Consider the following 17,532-nt stretch of genomic DNA (forward strand, 5'->3'; position numbering starts at 1 on the left):
AATTTAAATTTTAATATCTGGTGCATTTTGCTTATGGCATTAGGTACGCAGTGGTATATCTTATTTAATGTGATTGCCGGTGCCTCTGCTATTCCATATGAGTTAAAAATGGCAGCTAAAAACATGCAATTAAAAGGCATGGTTAAATGGTTTAAATTTTTATTTCCTGCCGTGATGCCGTTTTATGTGACAGGTGCGATTACTGCTGCCGGTGGTGCTTGGAATGCCAGTATTGTTTGTGAGTATATTAACTGGGGAAAAGACTCGGTGATTACGGCCTCCGGTATTGGGGCTTATATTTCTGAGCAATATAACGCACCAGGAGATCATACTGCTAATATAGCCCTTGGTGTGGTCGTGATGTGTATTCTAGTGGTACTGACCAATAAATTGTTCTGGCGCAGACTATATAACTATGCAGAGAAGCGCTTTAGCATGAATATGTAACTCTAGTACGAATGAGTTAAGCACTTGAAAGTGTAAAAACTTAAAAGATAGAAAAATAAAAAGTAAAAACAACGGTGAGTAATTGTAATGGCAATTGAAGCAATCAGTAAGATAAAACCAACCACAAATAAAATCATTTTAAATGTTGGTAAAGTTTCTAAAGCATTTAAAAAGGCAGATCGCCAAGACTTGGTGGTATTGGATCACGTTGATTTTTCGATGAAAGAGGGCGAGATTGTCGCACTCCTGGGTAAGTCAGGCTCAGGTAAGTCAACCCTTCTTAGAATTATTGCCGGATTAACAGCGCCAACAACTGGTGAGGTGGTATATCGCGAGAAAAAAGTCTCAGGACCCGTGCCAGATATCTCGATGGTCTTTCAAAGTTTTGCACTCATGCCGTGGCTTACTGTGTTGCAAAATGTAGAGTTAGGTCTTGAAGCACGCAATATAAATGCTAAAGAGCGCAAGGAAAAAGCGCTCAAAGCGATTGATATGATTGGTTTAGATGGATTTGAAAATGCGTATCCTAAAGAGCTTTCAGGTGGAATGCGTCAACGTGTTGGTTTTGCACGTGCTCTAGTGTTGCAACCTGATCTGCTGCTGATGGATGAACCGTTTTCAGCACTTGATGTATTGACTGCTGAGAACTTGCGTGAAGATTTGCTTGAGCTGTGGGAAAAAAATGATGCGATGAAGGGCATTTTATATGTCACACATAATATTGAAGAGGCGGTATTAACAGCGGATAGAATTATTATTTTTGGTAGTAACCCCGGCTTTATTCGTGGTGAGTTGAAGGTTGAGTTACCACATCCTAGAAACTCAAATGATGAGGCGGTTGGAGATCTGATTGATGAAGTTTATCGAATGATGACAACGGCAGAAACACGTGAGTTAACAGAGCGTATGAATAAGCGTAAAGCACTTACTATCGGTTATCGCTTACCGGATGCTGAAGTCTCTGAATTAACAGGTCTTTTAACCGAGATGGATGATCTTCAAGCCAAAGGCTCAATCGACTTACCAGACTTGGCGGATCATGTGCGTTTGGATATTGATGATTTATTCCCGATTATTGAAACATTATCCGTACTGCATTTGGCGAGTGTTTCTGACGGGGATATCACGATGACAGCATTAGGTAAGCAGTTTATGAATGCTGATATTGAAGAGCGTAAAGTGATATTCTCTAAATTGCTAGTGCAGCATATTCCATTAGCGCGCCATGTCGTTAAAGTGCTAAAAGAACGTCCAAATAAGAAAGCACCTGAATCACGCTTCTTATCAGAGCTTGAGGACCATTTGAGTGATGATGAAGCAGCACGTGTATTTAACACCTTTATCGGTTGGGCGCGTTATGCTGAGATTATTGAATATGATGCGGCTCTTGGTGTATTAAATCTGGATGAAACCAATACATAAACTAAAAACTTGATCTAAATCAATAATTCAAATAATTATCATTTCTTTTGCTTGTTTACCCTCTACATTTAATATCTATGCGTTAATCTGTAAAAAATAAGAACATTTGTTCATTTTTGGAAGTGATTTTTAGATAAAAGATAAATTCAATCAGGGGGTTATATGCAAGATAAAAATAATGCATTAAATGCGAAGCTAGGCGGTGGTTATGCTTGGCTTGTATGGGTTTTAGGGGTTTTGTTTGTAATATTGCTTTTTGCGATGCAAACAGGTTACGCAATTTCAAGTCCTTATTTGCAACATAGTATTGGCTTAAAAATAGCAGAGATTGGCATTGCTGCTTCAATTTACACATGGGTATTTGCTGTCTTTCAATTTTTGGGTGGGGCATTATTGGATCGCTTGGGCTTGAAGAAAGTATTTACGGCAAGTGTCCTTATCTTAACGATTGGTATCTTTGTTTTTGCCAACGCGCATAGCTTTGGCACGTTGATTTTATCGCAGGTTCTTTTAGCCATTGGCGCATGTACTGGCTTTGTTGGTGCTGGGTTTATCGGTGAGGATTGGTTTGGTCCAGCAAAGTTCAGTGTAATGTTTGGTGCCGTTCAAGCCATCGTTTCATTGTTTTCAGGCTTTAGTCAGGGATTGTTGAATTTTGTGTTAACTTCAAGCAATTGGCGTGGTGTTTTTGATATCTTTGGTATTGTTGGCATTGCTTTAGTTGTGTTGTTCTTAATTTTTATGAAAAACAGAACGGCGATTGATAAGTCATTGCATCAAAAACCATTAGTGGCTGATGTGGTTAGCAGTATCTATGATGTGGCTAAGAGAGGGCACGTTTGGCTTGCTTGTATTTCAGGCGGTATTTCTTTTGCAGTTGTCTTGGCACTTGGATCAATATGGTTACCAAAAATAATTACGGCTCATGGTGTGAGCATTTCAGATGCTAATATTTGTACGAGCTTGTTATGGATAGGCTTGGCAGTGGGCAGCATTATCGTAACAAAATGCTCAGATTTACTTAAAGGTAGAAAACTTGTAATGCTTATCACCAATATTGTGGCACTCGTCAGCTTTGCTATGTTGTTATACATCAACAGCAATAATGTCGCACTATTATTTATCGTGTCATTTATTTTAGGTTTTGCCAGTGCGGGACATATGTTGGCGTTTAGTACAGCAGCAGATATTGTTCCCGTACATGAAATTGGTGCAGCAAGCGCTTTAGTTAATGGCGTTATGTTTATTGCCAGTGGTCTATTGATTGCTATTCCTGGCTTAATTGCAAACCCTAATCTATCACCTATGCCAATGATGCAGCATATGTTTATTTTATTTGTGATTCTTTTAGTGATCGCAATTATTGTCAACTTTATTATTAAAGACACTTATTCAAACGCTTAGAAACGCATAGTTTTTCAAAAAATAAGTAAAAACAGCTGCGTTACAGGTAAAGGTAATCGCAGTACTAGTAATAAATTAAGATAAGAAATCAGGAGACTAATCAAATGACAATTAAAGCAATACGCGGACAAATGTTTGCCTATGTTGATGATCCATTTATCAATAATAATGATGAGGCTTACAAGCTTTATAACGATGGTTTAATGCTTATTGAGAATGGCAAAATAAAAGCAATTGGCGAATATCAAAACTTATGTCAATCCTTAACTGACGACATCGAGTTAACACATTATCAAGGTCGCTATGTCATTATGCCGGGCTTTTTAGATACGCATGTCCATTACTCGCAAATTCCAATGATTGGTGCCTATGGTAAGCATCTTATCGATTGGCTAAATAATTATACTTTTGTTTTTGAGCAAACACTTGAAGCAAAAGAGGTATCGGTCAATGTGGCGCGCAACTTTTTAAGAGAGTCTATTCGTAATGGTGTAACCACTTCCTTTGTTTATGCCACGGTTTATAAAAGCTCAGTTGATTCACTCTTTGCTGAAGCCGCTAAAATCAATATGCGTATTGGGACTGGCAAGGTATTGATGGATAGAAATGCCCCTGAGCATTTAACTGACACACCAGAGAAAGGTTATAAAGAAAGCGAAGAACTTATTCAAAAATGGCATGGCAAGCATCGCTCGATGTATGTAGTGACGCCAAGATTTGCACCAACGAGCTCGCCTGAGCAGTTACAGGCAGCAGGTGACTTATGGAAAAAATATCAAGGGACTTATATGCAGACGCATTTATGTGAAACTGTTGATGAGATTGAATGGGTAAAATCACTTTATCCTCAAAGAAATGGCTACCTTGATGTCTATCATCATTATGGTCTAACGGGTAAAAGAGCGATTTTTGGACATTGTATTCACTTGAATGATCAAGAATGGCAATTAATGGCAGATACCGACTCGTCAGTATCACACTGCCCAACATCAAATATGTTTCTAGGCAGTGGATTATTTGATATTCGTAAAGCCTATCGCAATAAAGACAATCCAGTGCGTGTTGGGTTAGGGTCTGATTTGGGTGCTGGTACATCGTATTCACCTTTGCAGACACTAAATGAAGCTTATAAAGTAGCACTTCTAAATAACTGTTCATGGCTTGATTCTTATCATGCCTTTTATCTGGCAACTCGCGGATCAGCGAAATCAGCTCATCTTGAGGATACGATAGGTTCATTACAAGTAGGGCTTGAAGCTGATTTTATTGTACTAGATCTTGAATCAACACCGTTTTTGAAATTCAGAAACCAGTATGCCAAAGATTTAAAAGAGGCATTATTTGTACAGATGATCTGTGGCGATGATCGAGCCATTCATGCCACGTATATCGATGGTGACTGCGTTTATAAAATTGATGAGCAATACCCTAAGGGCGTGTTCTTAAATAGGGCAGCATTCTTAAATGAGATTAATCATCAAACGGAAATAGTTTAGATCACCTTTAAAGAGTTAAGCATAATTAAAAAACAACAGAAAGTGATGATTACTGGCATTGGCTTTAGTTGTTTACGATCTTGAACCAGTACGATTACAAACCAGCTGACCATACCCCAAACAATACCTTCTGATATTGATAATGTCAGTGGCATAAGAATAATCGTCATAAAAGCAGGGATGGCTTGTGTTAAATCATCCCAATGAATCTGTTTAACAGAGCACAGCATAAAGCTACCAACAATCACGAGTGCTGGCGCAACCACAAAAATTGGCACCATCATGACTAAAGGTGCCAAGAATAAGAAAGGCAAAAATAATACGCCAACAACGACAGCGACTAATCCAGTGCGCCCACCTACAGAGATACCTGTGATTGACTCAACATACACAGAGGTTGGTGAGCTACCCAAAAGACCAGAAGAGGCTGAAGCAAATGAGTCCACAATCAGTGACTTTTTAATGCGAATCGGTTGACCATCTTTATCAAACCAGTTGGATGCTTGTGCTAAGCCGATTAACGTTCCTGTGCTGTCAAAAATATTAATAAACAAAAAGGTGAAAACTGCTGGAATAATAGCAATCTTAAAGCTACCCAACCAATCAATTGAAAAGAATAGTGAAAAATCAGGCAGTGAAAATATGTGATTTGGAATGTGCATGATAATGTGATCACCAAAGAAGCGCCCAACAGGAAAAGAAATCACACATCCTAAAATGATCATCAGTAAAATAGCTGCTTTAAAGCGACAAGCTAAAAAGATAATAAGTGCAAAAAAGCAGATTAAGAATATGAGCGTTTCAGCGGTTAATGGCGCGATTTCTAATAAACCTGAAGGTGCTTGATGGATAAAGCCTGCATTATAAAAACCAACTAAGGCAATAAATATGCCAATGCCTGCGCCAATGCCGTGTTTAACCCCATCAGGGATCCCTGCAAGAATTTTGGTGCGGATATTGAAAATTGCCAATAAAGCAAATATAACCCCCGACCAGAACACTGCACCTAATGCCACTTGCCAAGGAATGCCCCATGCTTTAACAATGGTATAGGTGAAAAATACATTCATACCCATCGCAGGGGCAAGTGCATAAGGGTTTCTCGCGTAAATGCCCATAGCAATAGAGGCAAATGCTGAGATGATGACGGTACTTGTTACCAAAGCATTCTCAGGCATACCTGCTTGAGAGAGAATTTTAGCATTAACAACGATAATATATAGCATTGCTAGGAATGTCGTGACACCTGCAATAAGCTCGGTACGTAGGGTGGTGTTATATTTAGTAAACTCAAAATAGCGACGTAAAAAATGTAAAAAATTCATAATGGATTAAAGCTGGGTTCCCAAGCGCGCTATTGTAGCATGAAATAAAAAACATGCTATTGTAAAATCTCATTGATTCAAGACGCGAATTGCTTCAAATAAAGCGTAAGTATTTTGCGATGCTTTAAGGTACAATCTCATTGATTATAGAGTTGTTATAAGGAGTATTGTTAAATGCATTTTCAAATTAATCCATCCATCTTGTCAGCAAACCTTGCGCATTTAGGTGATGATGTTAGAAAAGTATTAAAAGCGGGCGCTGATAATATTCATTTTGATGTGATGGATAATCATTACGTCCCTAACTTAACATTTGGTTCAATGGTCTTAAAGGCATTGCGAGATGATGGTATTAATGCTGGCATGGATGTGCATTTAATGGTTGAGCCTGTTGATGCGATGATTGAGAGCTTTGCAAAAGCGGGAGCGACGAGTATTGTCTTTCACCCTGAGGCATCAAAGCATATTGATAGAAGCCTTGATTTAATCAAATCCTTTGGCATTGATGCCGGTCTTGCTTTAAATCCAGCAACGTCTGTCAATGTATGTGAGCATGTGCTTGAGAAGATCGACAGACTACTCATCATGACGGTAAATCCGGGGTTTGGCGGACAAAGTTTTATCGATGCGATGTATGATAAGATAAGCACAACAGCGCAATGGATTAAAGAACATAAAAGCGATATTTTATTAGAAGTTGATGGTGGGGTGAAAGTCGATAATATTGCCAAAATTGCAAACTGTGGCGCTCAGGCATTTGTCGCAGGATCAGCAATTTTTAATGAGAGAGATTATAAAGAAATTATTGATAAAATGCGCCAACAATTAGGCTGAGTAACCAGCCATCAAAATGGCTGTATAACAAGCACAATAAAGCCAGTAATCACATTGAATAGAGGGTGTGAATAATCTTTTTATTTTTTTAGCAAAAAAAATTATTTACAGTGAAATAACTTGCTGTTACTTTATGCAAAATTTTTAGCGGTCTTGATTTTTAGCACTGATTCAAACATGAATTTAATGCTTAAAATCAAATACGTCTGATGAAGATCGGACATTGTTTAATTGGCACAAAACGGGAGTTTACATGGCCTTTAGTGAATAAGGCGCACATGAGTTGATTGCTTACGTGCGCTTTAGAAATATACAGGAGAAACCTTATGTTTATAGAGACAACCGAGTCTATCGAATTGCCAGATCTGGCAGTTGGCAATTTGCCACAGCATCACATCGTTCAAGATGCACTTCCCAAGGATCATTTTATTACCAAAGATGGCATGCGTTTTGCAGGCTATCATTTGATTGCTGATTTTTGGGGTTGCAGTAGAATCAATGAGCTTGATTTGATGGAGCAAGCAATGCGTGATGCAGTGATTGCAGCAGGCGCAACTTTGTTGCATATTCATCTGCATCACTTTACGCCTAATGGAGGTGTTTCAGGTGTTGCGGTTTTAGCAGAGTCACATATTAGTGTACATACATGGCCTGAATTTGGCTTTGCTGCATTTGATATTTTTATGTGTGGTGATGCCAAACCTCATGAGGCGATTAAAGTGCTAAAATCAGCATTTAACCCGCAAAATGTTTTGATTGATGAGCTGCAACGTGGCAATGAGGACTTGGTCTGATGTCTCAGGTATTTCAAGAGACCTTGCATAAAGGTTATGGACAAAGTTTAGAGGTGCAAGATGTATTGTTTGAGCATAATACATCGCATCAACATTTAATGATTTTTAATAATCCTGTATTTGGGCGTGTAATGACATTAGATGGCGTCGTGCAAACAACGATGGCTGATGAGTTTATCTATCATGAAATGTTAGTGCATGTGCCTGTGTTTGCGCATGGCGACATTAAAAAAGTACTTATTATTGGTGGTGGTGATGGTGGCATGTTGCGCGAAGTATTGCGTCATAAAACCGTAGAGTTAGTAACGCTTGTTGAGATTGATCAAGCAGTTATTGATATGTGTCAGCGTTACTTCCCGATGCATTCACAAGGTGCTTTTGATGATAAGCGTGTAAATGTAGTCATTGACGATGGCGCTAAATTTATTGAGCAAACAACACAGAAATATGACTTGATTATTTGTGATAGCACGGACCCTATGGGCTGTGCCAAAGTGCTATTTGAAAACCCATTTTATAGCGCATGTAAAGAAGCTTTAAATGAAAAAGGAATTATGGTTACTCAAAATGGCGTGATGTATTTCCAACTGGAGCAATTGCAAAATACTAAGCAAAGTTTTGAAAAATTATACCAAGACTATACCTTTTATAAGGCAGCAGTGCCTACGTATGTTGGTGGGGATATGGCGTTTGGTTGGGGATCTGATGAACCAAATCATCGAATGCAAACACTTGAAACATTAACGAAACGCTTTGCTGAAAGTGGTATTAAAACGCGCTATTACACACCAAAAATGCATGTTGGCGCATTTGCATTACCGCAGTACGTTATTGATGCATTGTGTGACTAATCACGCAATGAACCTCTGTTAATATGACCTTTTGATTTATCAAAGACTTTTCATAGAAGGAGATTTTCTATGAGCAATATATTTTCATTTAACACACGTAATACATTTCAGCCTTACTTCAGCTATGATCAAAACAATCAGCTATGTGTTCATTATGGTCAGAGTTTCACACAATCGAAGCCATTGACCGAAATCATTGACAAAGTGTTACAAAAAGGCGGCAGTAAGCCTTGTGTACTTAACTTTAAACACATCACTGAAGATAGGATGTTAAACCTCTACCAAAGTTTTGCTAAAGCAATGGAAAATTACCGTTATCAAGGTGTTTATCAGTTGGCGTATCCGATCAAAGTAAATCCTAATGCTGCGGTGATGGAAACCTTAAAAGAGTGTGCTCATAAATATGATTTACCTTTTAACTTTGAAGTGGGTAGTAAATCTGAGTTATTAAGCGTTTTAGCACTTGCTACAAAGAAAAATAATATCATTTGTAATGGCTTTAAAGACAAGGCGTTTTATGAGCTTGCCAACTTAGCTGCCAAGCTAGGTTACACGGTCATTATGGTGCTCGAAAATGTTGATGAATTAGCAGTTGTTAAATCTCTAAGCTATGAATCAGCCATTTACTTTAAATTAGGCTATCGTACAAAGCCGTTTCATGAGGATTTGCATAGTGTTAAGTTTGGTCTTAGCTTAAAAGACATTCATTTTGTCAATAATGAACTAAAAGCACTTAATTTGAGTGATAAAGTGGTATTGCTGCATGGGCATATCGGTTCACAGCTTAAGCAATTAAGTCAGGTGGAAAAGCATATTAATATGATGGTTTGCTTATATGGTAACCTATTAAATGATTGCATAAATATCACAATGATTGATTTAGGTGGTGGTTTAGGTATTGATTATGAGGATACTCAAAATCCACGTTTTCAATTGCCATATTATGCTGAAACAATTGTGAGAACATTCAGCTATTTTGTCGATCTTTTTCAATTGCCACACCCAAGTATTATTACTGAGTCAGGTAGAGCTGTGACGGCGATGTCAAGTGTGTTAATCGTTTCACCTCTTTATCAAAAAGCAGAGAATGAAATCGTAACTCAAACAATCTACGATGAGGCTTTACAAGCAGGGTGGTTAAATGGTGAAATCAACTTAGTTGATTTGGTCGAAAGCTCAGGTGTTAGTTATTTGGGTGGCCACAATGCGCAAAAACTATGGGTTAATTTTTCACTGTTTCAATCTTTGCCAGATCACTGGGGGATTGGACAACATTTCCCACTATTACCAGTAACACACTACTCAGAGGAAGAAAGCATCGACTGCCAGCTATTTGATATCTCATGTGATGCTGATGGTGTGTTTAAAGACAAAGAGGGCAATGATTATATTAATTTGCCATGCACTGAGATTAATGATCTTGCCTTTATGTTTGTCGGCGCTTATCAGGATATGCTCAGTAGCAAGCATAATATCATAGGACGTACGACTTCTGTTGAGGTGGATTTTGTAGCTTTTGATGAATGTATGTTGCATATTGAACAGGCTGAAGATTATCATGCGCTATTGTATCAGTACGGACATAATCCGCTGCAATTAAGCTCAAGGCTGCAACGTTTGGCTTATTTTCACTTAACGGAAGAGTTAACAGATCGTGAGCAATTGCTATTGGATAATATCTTAAGTGGTAATCCATACTTGCAATTGGCAGATGCCGAACAAGTGGCTTATGATTTTAATCAACAAATACTAAATAACATCTAGTGTTAGTGATGAATCAATAATAAGTTAAATTTTCCCCTCACCCGTGTGGTTAAAGCTACACGACCTATCCCTCAAGGGAAGAGGCACATTATTCTTGATTCATCAGCTAGTCTGCTGAAGGGGAATTATAAATAATGATACCTACTTCATTGATATGCTCTAGTAGCGCTTCTGAGGCAATCGTTTGATAATCAACAAGATCAACGAAATAGGGAATATTACTATTTTCAAATTGATCTTTAAGATTGATCAATACTTTGAAGTTAATTTCTTTACCAATAAGAGCGATATCAATATCTGATGCCTCTTTGTAATTGCCCATAGCACGTGAGCCAAATAAAACAGCCGTTTCAACCTCAGGAAGCGAGGATAAAATAGCATGAATATTATTCATTTGATCCTTGTTTAATCCGTGCTTTGTCATTGCTGAGTCTCTAAGGTTTTATAAAGTTGCGTGACTAGCTGCAGATATTTATCAACAATAAACGTAAGAATTATCTTCGTAGTTGCTTCATCGTAGGTATGACTTGCTAAGTTTCTAAGCTGAAGCGCTTCAAGCCAAAGCTCTCCTTGATCGATGATATTTGACTGATACGCCTGACGTATCACTGTCTTTGGTGTGCTTACTTCCTGAAAACCTTCATTCTCAAGATAATCTTTGAGTACTTTCCATGATAGCTCGATAATGATTTCAAAACCTTGAATGAGTGCCATTTGATAGGCTTCTAAATCTTGATGCTGTTGATACTCAGTTACTCTTCTTTGTAATACGTGATAGGCTTTAGAAAAGTTCTCAAACCGTAATTTCCAACGAAGTGGTGGGGTTGTCGTCATTGCAGTAAAAGTGCTACTTTAGGTTGGCAGTAAGCATAACAAGATTAAACCAAAAAGACAGTAATAAGCAGATAAAAATACGATTGCTTTGGTTTTCATAAGCAATCTTTGTTATGATTTTGCCATATAAAAAAAGACTACAGCCATCGTAAATCATTTTGCAATGGCTATAAACTAAACCTAAGGTGTGCTTATGCGTGTTTTACTTAATTTACTGTTTGTCGTTGCAGTCGTTGCTGCTGTTTTGTTCTTTTTCCCATTTTCAATGCTTGTGTTACTTGGTGTATTGCTATTGATGCTTTACTTTTTACCAAGCTATATTGCTTTTAAAAAGCAGCATCCAAGTGCGATTATCATCTTTATTGTTAACTTATTATTGGGCTTTACTTTTATTGTTTGGTTGATCTGCTTAATTTTGGCAATTGCTTATCAACCACGTACAATTATCGTCGAAAAACACCATTACCACGGTGCTTAATGTGATGACCGTGATGTTAGATATGATCAAAACGTTGAATAAAGCGCAGCAAGAAGCTGTACTGTTAACGAATGAAAATGCATTGGTTCTAGCCGGAGCGGGCAGTGGCAAAACGCGTGTATTAACGCATCGCATTGCTTACTTGTGTCAGGAGAGAAATGTTTCACCTTTGAATATATTGGCAGTGACCTTTACCAATAAAGCAGCACGCGAGATGCACGGAAGGGTTGAGGAGCTTTTGGGCTTTTCAACGGTTGGCATGTGGATTGGTACATTTCATGGCATAGCACACAGGTTGTTGCGTCAACACGCACAAGAGATCGGTTTTGATCGACGCTTTAAAGTGCTAGATCAAGATGATCAATTGCAAGTCGTTAAGAAAGTTATCCAAAGTTTAAACCTAGATGAGAAATATTATCCACCGAAGTATTTTCAAGGCTTTATTAATGGTAAAAAAGACGAAGGAATTCGTGCGATTGATCTGCCAACAGCCGAATTTGATAGTGAAGTTATTAAAATATACCAAGCTTATGAAGCACGTTTAAAGGCGGATAATGCGTTAGATTTTGCTGATTTGCTACTATATGCTTATGAGTTATTTAAACACAATGAAGTGCTTCGTAGCTATTATCAAAAGCGCTTTCAATACGTATTGGTTGATGAGTTTCAAGATACCAATAGTGTGCAATATAAATGGTTGATGTGTCTAAAATCAGAGAATAATGCCTTTATGGCGGTGGGTGATGATGATCAGTCTATTTATGGTTGGCGTGGTGCTAAGGTTGAAAATATCGAACATTACTTGGCGGACTTGTCTCCCGTAAAAGTCGTGCGTTTGGAGCAGAATTATCGCTCCACACAGCTGATTTTAGACGCGGCTAATGCGGTGATTGCCAATAACAGTAAACGCATGGGCAAGATGCTGTGGTCTGAAGCTGAAAAGGGCGAGCCCATAGCGCTATATGAGGCGTTTAATGAGCGCGATGAGGCGGATTATATTGCCGATAAAATTGATGATTTACATCATAATCAATCTATTTCCTTGGCTGATATTGCTATATTGTATCGCTCTAATGCGCAATCGCGTGTGATTGAAGAAGCATTACTTAAACGCGGATTGTCTTATCGCATTTATGGGGGCTTACGCTTTTTTGATCGTGCGGAAATCAAAGACGCACTGGCATATATGCGCTTAATTGCACTACGTGCCGATAACTTAGCCTTTGAACGGGTGATTAACCTACCAACGCGTGGCATTGGTAATAAAACCTTAGAAAATATCCGTGAATATGCCAGCGCAAATAATCTGTCATTGTGGCACGCGACACGACAGATGATTGAAGTAAAAGTGTTTAGTAGTCGAGCCTCTCAAGCACTACAGCGCTTTATTGATTTGATTGAGGATATGTCTTCGTTGAAAGATGCATTGACTTTAGGGCAGTTAATGCATCATGTGCTTGATGCCAGTGGTCTAATGCTGATGTATCAGGAGTCAAAAGCTGAGAAAGCGCAACAAAAACATGAAAACTTAAAAGAGTTAGTTAATGCCGCGAATGAATTTATTCCGCCTGTGGAGGATGTTGCTGATGAGGATTTACTGGTTGAGTTTTTAAGCTTTGCCGTGCTTGAGTCAGGGGAGATGCAAGCTGAGGATAATATGGATGCGGCGCAATTGATGACTTTGCATACTGCAAAAGGGCTTGAGTTTCCTTATGTGTTTATGACAGGGCTTGAAGATGGCTTATTTCCATCATCGCGCTCGATTGAAGTGCGTGAGAAATTAGCTGAAGAAAGGCGACTTTGTTATGTTGGTATTACGCGTGCAATGCGTTATCTCACTTTAAGCTTCAGTAAAGTGCGCCATCAATATGGCGATGTTAATTACCAGATTAAGTCGCGATTTTTAGATGAGATTCCGGATGAGTATATTCAATATGTGCGTCAACAGGTGAAAAACATACCATCGTCAAAAACGGAAAAAAGTAAAAAGACCGGTTTTGGCATGTCGCCTTTTGAGTTTATGAAAATTCAAAGTGCGAATAGCAATGCATTTAAATCAGGTGACTGTGTTGTTCATCCAAAGTTTGGCATAGGCGTGGTTTTAAAAACCGAAGGGCAGAATGATGATCTATGTTATCACATTGACTTTCAAGCCGGAGGTGGTAAGAAGGTGTTGCTTGCCAATATGGCAAAGTTGACAAAATTATAATGCTCTAGTTTGTGCAATCAACCATGCTTTAATCGCTTCATCACTGATCATTGGTAGTATTTCTTTTTCGACACGCAAGTGGTAACTATTGATCTGTTTAATTTCATCATTAGTCAAAAGTGCAGTATCGATCAAGTTGCGCGCATAAGGCACAAGTGTGAGATCTTCAAAGCAATAAAAATCGCCAAAATCATGATGTGCCTGCTCGCGCATTGGTTTAACAAAGCATAAGTTCTCGATGCGAATGCCAAACTGATGAGGGAAATAAACCCCGGGTTCATTACTCACAATCATGCCAGGTTCAAGTGATTGATTACTAAAGGCCGGAGAAATACGCTGTGGCCCTTCATGCACACATAGGAAGCTGCCAACGCCATGACCTGTACCATGCCCGTAGTTTAACTGTTGTTGCCATAGTGGCTGACGAGCTAGTGTATCTAGTTGCTCGCCACGTGTACCTTTAGGAAAGCTTGCATTTTGAATCGCCAAGTGTCCCTTAAGCACTAAAGTATAATAATATTTATGTTCTGATGTTGGGTTGCCCAGATGAAATACACGAGTGATATCTGTGGTACCTTCCAAATACTGTCCACCTGAATCTAGTAAGTAAAGGCTGCTGTTATCAATGACTTTTGAGGTCTTTTCAGATGATCGGTAGTGGATAATTGCGCCATTTGAGGCAAAGCCGCTAATCGTATCAAAACTTGCACCTTTGAAGTTAGGTTGCTTTTGACGGAACTTCAATAGCATATCTTGCGCTTTAAGTTCATCAATGCCTTCATGCCAATGATTTTCAAGCCAGTAAATGAACTCGATCATCGCAATAGCATCTTTTTTATGCGCATACTTACTGCCATCAATTTCAGTGATGTTTTTGCGTGCTTTGGCAAGGGCAATAGGTGATGGCGCGAAATGATCATTACATTCAATATTTAAGTTTTGTAATATCGCATAATTTGCCGTATTAGGATCAATCCAGATTTTACCTTGAAGCTTTGATAATTGCGGGTAAAAAGCATCATAACTGACGATGCTAACCCTTTGAGTATCCAGTGTGGTTTTAACCTCATCACTCAATTTAGAAGCATCAACAAAAAACTCACAACGATCTTTATAAAGGATCACATAGCTAATCACTAAGGGGTTAAAGTTAATATCATTACCGCGAATATTGAGTAACCACGCAATTTCATCAAGCATGCTAATAATTAATGCATCTACTTTGTCCTTGTGCATTAGTGCACGCATTTCTTTAAGCTTCGTCGTGGTATCTTTGCCACTGAAATGATCTTTTTGTAAAAAAACTTCGGCATGTGGTAATGCGCTTTGATCATTAAGTGTGGTGCGTGCTTGATCGATTAAATTATCTTGATCAAAGATGCATTTTCCTTCGAGTGAACGCATAAGCCCCTCAAGGTGTTCAGCGCGTTTAATCGATACGGTGGTTGGATCAATCGCAATGGTTTTACCATAGGCATTATCTCTTAGCCAATGTTCTAACTCGGAAACAAAACCTTGTTGCTTTTGTAAGCTATAGATGCTGCTATCAAGCTGTGCTTCAGCTTGCAAGAAGTAACGTCCATCTGTCCAAAGAAAGGCATTACTTTGACCAATCAATGCCTCGCCAGCACTACCATCAAATGCACTTATCCAAGGGCGGCGTTGCCAAGCTTTAGGTAAATACTCGTTATTATGTGCATCTGTTGATGGTGCAAGATAAAAATCATATTGTTTTTGTTGCATTAATTGACGTAATGCTTGAATCTTCGTGGCAGTTTCTAGCATGAAGTTTTCCTTATTGCTTTTCATGAACTATTAGGTATTTAATCTTAGATAATTGCTATAGACAATAAAATTTAAATTTTTTCATTGAAAAAGCGCTAACAACACTCCCAGTCTGCTAAAAAGTTAACTATACTAACCGCGGTTTGATTAAAAGGATTAGCTTCTTATTGTGAGGCTCCCGCAACGTCCTGTTATGGATAAACTATTTTTATAACCGAAAAAAATGAGGAAGAAACATGAAGAAAAAAATCATTGTTGGTCTATTAGCGGCGGGTTTGTGTTCAGCAGCTTTTGCAGCAAATGATCATAGCAATCAATTATATGGACAGTTTGGCTTAGGCGGTTATGTCAATCACAGCTATTCTGAAAGTGGTCCTGCTGTATCGGGCACTGTTGGTTATGGATTTAACAAAAATCTTGCAGCACAAGCGAGTGTCAGCTACATGGGTAACAACCAAAAAACTTTTTTAGCAGAAGGTATTTGGAATTTTGCTAATAATACGAAATTCACACCATATGTTGCCATTGGTGGCGGGTACATGGATATGACAACCAATTCATTTGGTCTTGATGCAGGTCTAGGTGTTAAGTATGACTTTGCACCAAATGCTTATGTATCAGCTGATTATCGTTACCTACAATCATTTGGTTCTAAGACACCAAATGGTAGTATGATTAGTGTTGGCCTTGGCTTGTACTTCGGTGGTGCGAATAATACATCTGCTTACGGTGCTATGGGTCCTGTGGCAGCAGATCAACAAGCGCGTGAAGATGAGTATCATGCAGCTTATGCGTTGCCAAAAAATGTGATGGAATGCCAAGCAGGTACTTCGGCTATGACACGTGAATCTATCGGTTGCTATACGGTTGATGGTGATAAAGTGACAATGCATTTAGATGCTAAATTTGCTTACAGCAGCTATGCATTAAACGCAAAAGCTAAAGCGGCAATTGGCAACCTAATTAACTTCATGAACGAGTATGATATCAAGAAAGTGGTATTACAAGGCTTTGCTTCACAAGGTAAAAAAGGTCCAGCCTTTGCACAATACAATCAGCAGTTATCAGTAAACCGTGCGCAAGCGGTTAAATCATACATGATTTCTAAAGGTGTTGACGCAAGCAATATTGAAGTGGTTGGTTATGGTTATACACGTCCACTAGTACCAAACACAACAAAAGCTAATCAGTCCATCAACCAACGTGTTGAAGCAAGTATTCCTGTTCCTTTGAAGGCTCAGTAATTATTTTTGTCTAAATTGCAATCAGCCTTGTTTTGTCAAGGTTGACTTGTTCTTAATTGTTCTCTATTTATTAAATTTTTTAGTTCGCATTCATTCGGAAATCGGATAGAATAGCTCGAAATTTCCATAAAGCGAAACTTCAAAATCCATGTCAAAAATTACACCTACTTTCATTAAAGAAGTCTTTGATGCTTCACGTGTTATTGTACCTCAGCAAACTTTAGAAGCATCATTTGAAAAAGTGGCGACTGAGATTACACAAAATCACATCAAAGATAATCCGATTGCTGTGTGCGTGATGAATGGTGGTTTGTTTATTACCTCAGAGATTGTTAAACGTTTGCGCTTTCCGTTGCAGGTTGATTATATTCATGCCAGTCGCTATGGCAATGAGTATACGGGGGCCAATATGCTAAATTGGGTTAAAACACCTAATATTAACCCACAAGGTCGAACGGTTATTTTATTTGATGACATCTTAGATGGTGGTTTAACCTTATCTGAAGTTAAGCGCTATTACGAAGATCGTGGTGCGTTAAATGTCTTAACGGCAGTGATGCTTGATAAAAAAGCACCAAGAGACAAAGGTGGATTGATTAAAGCAGACTACTCTGGTCTTGAAGTCGAAAATGAATTTTTATTTGG

The 17,532-nt window shown here is 38.5% G+C and carries 16 protein-coding genes; 12 read left to right on the plus strand and 4 right to left on the minus strand.

From position 1 onward, the window contains the following. The 4 genes from ACY10D_RS00005 to guaD all read left to right on the plus strand — a co-directional run. On the plus strand, window positions 1-447 hold a 447-nt coding region (locus ACY10D_RS00005), incomplete at its 5' end, for an ABC transporter permease subunit (protein ID WP_486998765.1). Between the two features lie 87 nt (window positions 448-534). Then, entirely contained in the window at window positions 535-1,869 is a 1,335-nt protein-coding gene (locus ACY10D_RS00010) for an ABC transporter ATP-binding protein (protein ID WP_486998766.1), read from the plus strand. Window positions 1,870-2,031: 162 nt separating this feature from the next. Beyond that, a complete protein-coding gene (locus tag ACY10D_RS00015) occupies window positions 2,032-3,273 on the plus strand; it encodes an MFS transporter (protein ID WP_486998767.1) in 1,242 nt (413 codons plus the stop codon). Window positions 3,274-3,377: 104 nt separating this feature from the next. Beyond that, on the plus strand, window positions 3,378-4,769 hold the full coding sequence (gene guaD / locus ACY10D_RS00020; RefSeq protein WP_486998768.1) for a guanine deaminase: 1,392 nt from the start codon (window positions 3,378-3,380) through the stop codon (window positions 4,767-4,769). Here guaD and ACY10D_RS00025 read toward each other — a convergent pair. Beyond that, window positions 4,766-6,094, minus strand: a complete 1,329-nt coding sequence (locus ACY10D_RS00025) for an NCS2 family permease (protein WP_486998769.1) — start codon at window positions 6,092-6,094, stop codon at window positions 4,766-4,768. The genes guaD and ACY10D_RS00025 overlap by 4 nt on opposite strands. Before the next feature lie 174 nt (window positions 6,095-6,268). On the opposite strand from ACY10D_RS00025, the gene rpe reads away from it, so the two are divergent. The 4 genes from rpe to ACY10D_RS00045 all read left to right on the plus strand — a co-directional run bounded on the left by rpe (window position 6,269) and on the right by ACY10D_RS00045 (window position 10,337). After that, a complete protein-coding gene (rpe, locus tag ACY10D_RS00030; protein WP_486998770.1) occupies window positions 6,269-6,928 on the plus strand; it encodes a ribulose-phosphate 3-epimerase in 660 nt (219 codons plus the stop codon). A 326-nt stretch (window positions 6,929-7,254) separates the two neighbouring features. Then, entirely contained in the window at window positions 7,255-7,722 is a 468-nt protein-coding gene (gene speD, locus ACY10D_RS00035) for an adenosylmethionine decarboxylase (protein ID WP_486998771.1), read from the plus strand. After that, window positions 7,722-8,573 (plus strand): polyamine aminopropyltransferase, encoded by an 852-nt coding sequence (gene speE, locus ACY10D_RS00040; protein WP_486998772.1) that lies wholly within the window; start codon window positions 7,722-7,724, stop codon window positions 8,571-8,573. Before speD ends, speE begins: the two co-directional genes overlap by 1 nt. Before the next feature lie 69 nt (window positions 8,574-8,642). After that, entirely contained in the window at window positions 8,643-10,337 is a 1,695-nt protein-coding gene (locus tag ACY10D_RS00045) for a type III PLP-dependent enzyme domain-containing protein (RefSeq protein WP_486998773.1), read from the plus strand. Between the two features lie 106 nt (window positions 10,338-10,443). On the opposite strand, the gene ACY10D_RS00050 is transcribed toward ACY10D_RS00045, so the two are convergent. Both ACY10D_RS00050 and ACY10D_RS00055 read right to left on the minus strand, forming a co-directional pair. Continuing rightward, complete coding sequence (locus ACY10D_RS00050; RefSeq protein WP_486998774.1) at window positions 10,444-10,761, minus strand: nucleotidyltransferase domain-containing protein; 318 nt, start codon at window positions 10,759-10,761, stop codon at window positions 10,444-10,446. Further along, window positions 10,758-11,171 carry an HI0074 family nucleotidyltransferase substrate-binding subunit gene (locus ACY10D_RS00055; protein WP_486998775.1) on the minus strand — a complete coding sequence of 138 codons (414 nt, stop codon included), beginning with the start codon at window positions 11,169-11,171 and terminating at the stop codon, window positions 10,758-10,760. Before ACY10D_RS00055 ends, ACY10D_RS00050 begins: the two co-directional genes overlap by 4 nt. 193 nt (window positions 11,172-11,364) lie before the next feature. Between ACY10D_RS00055 and ACY10D_RS00060 the strand changes: the two genes are divergently transcribed. Together ACY10D_RS00060 and ACY10D_RS00065 are read left to right on the plus strand one after the other, a co-directional pair. Next, window positions 11,365-11,649 (plus strand): superinfection immunity protein, encoded by a 285-nt coding sequence (locus tag ACY10D_RS00060; protein ID WP_486998776.1) that lies wholly within the window; start codon window positions 11,365-11,367, stop codon window positions 11,647-11,649. A 4-nt stretch (window positions 11,650-11,653) separates the two neighbouring features. Further along, on the plus strand, window positions 11,654-13,858 hold the full coding sequence (locus tag ACY10D_RS00065; RefSeq protein ID WP_486998777.1) for a UvrD-helicase domain-containing protein: 2,205 nt from the start codon (window positions 11,654-11,656) through the stop codon (window positions 13,856-13,858). Here ACY10D_RS00065 and ACY10D_RS00070 read toward each other — a convergent pair. Continuing rightward, entirely contained in the window at window positions 13,853-15,643 is a 1,791-nt protein-coding gene (locus tag ACY10D_RS00070; RefSeq protein WP_486998778.1) for an aminopeptidase P family protein, read from the minus strand. The genes ACY10D_RS00065 and ACY10D_RS00070 overlap by 6 nt on opposite strands. Before the next feature lie 236 nt (window positions 15,644-15,879). Here ACY10D_RS00070 and ACY10D_RS00075 point away from each other — a divergent pair, with 236 nt between their 5' ends. After that, on the plus strand, window positions 15,880-16,887 hold the full coding sequence (locus tag ACY10D_RS00075; RefSeq protein WP_486998779.1) for an OmpA family protein: 1,008 nt from the start codon (window positions 15,880-15,882) through the stop codon (window positions 16,885-16,887). Between the two features lie 148 nt (window positions 16,888-17,035). Next, window positions 17,036-17,532, plus strand: a 497-nt coding sequence (locus ACY10D_RS00080) for a phosphoribosyltransferase family protein (RefSeq protein WP_486998780.1), incomplete at its 3' end; no start/stop codon positions are given.

The organism is Cysteiniphilum sp., from assembly GCF_057495195.1.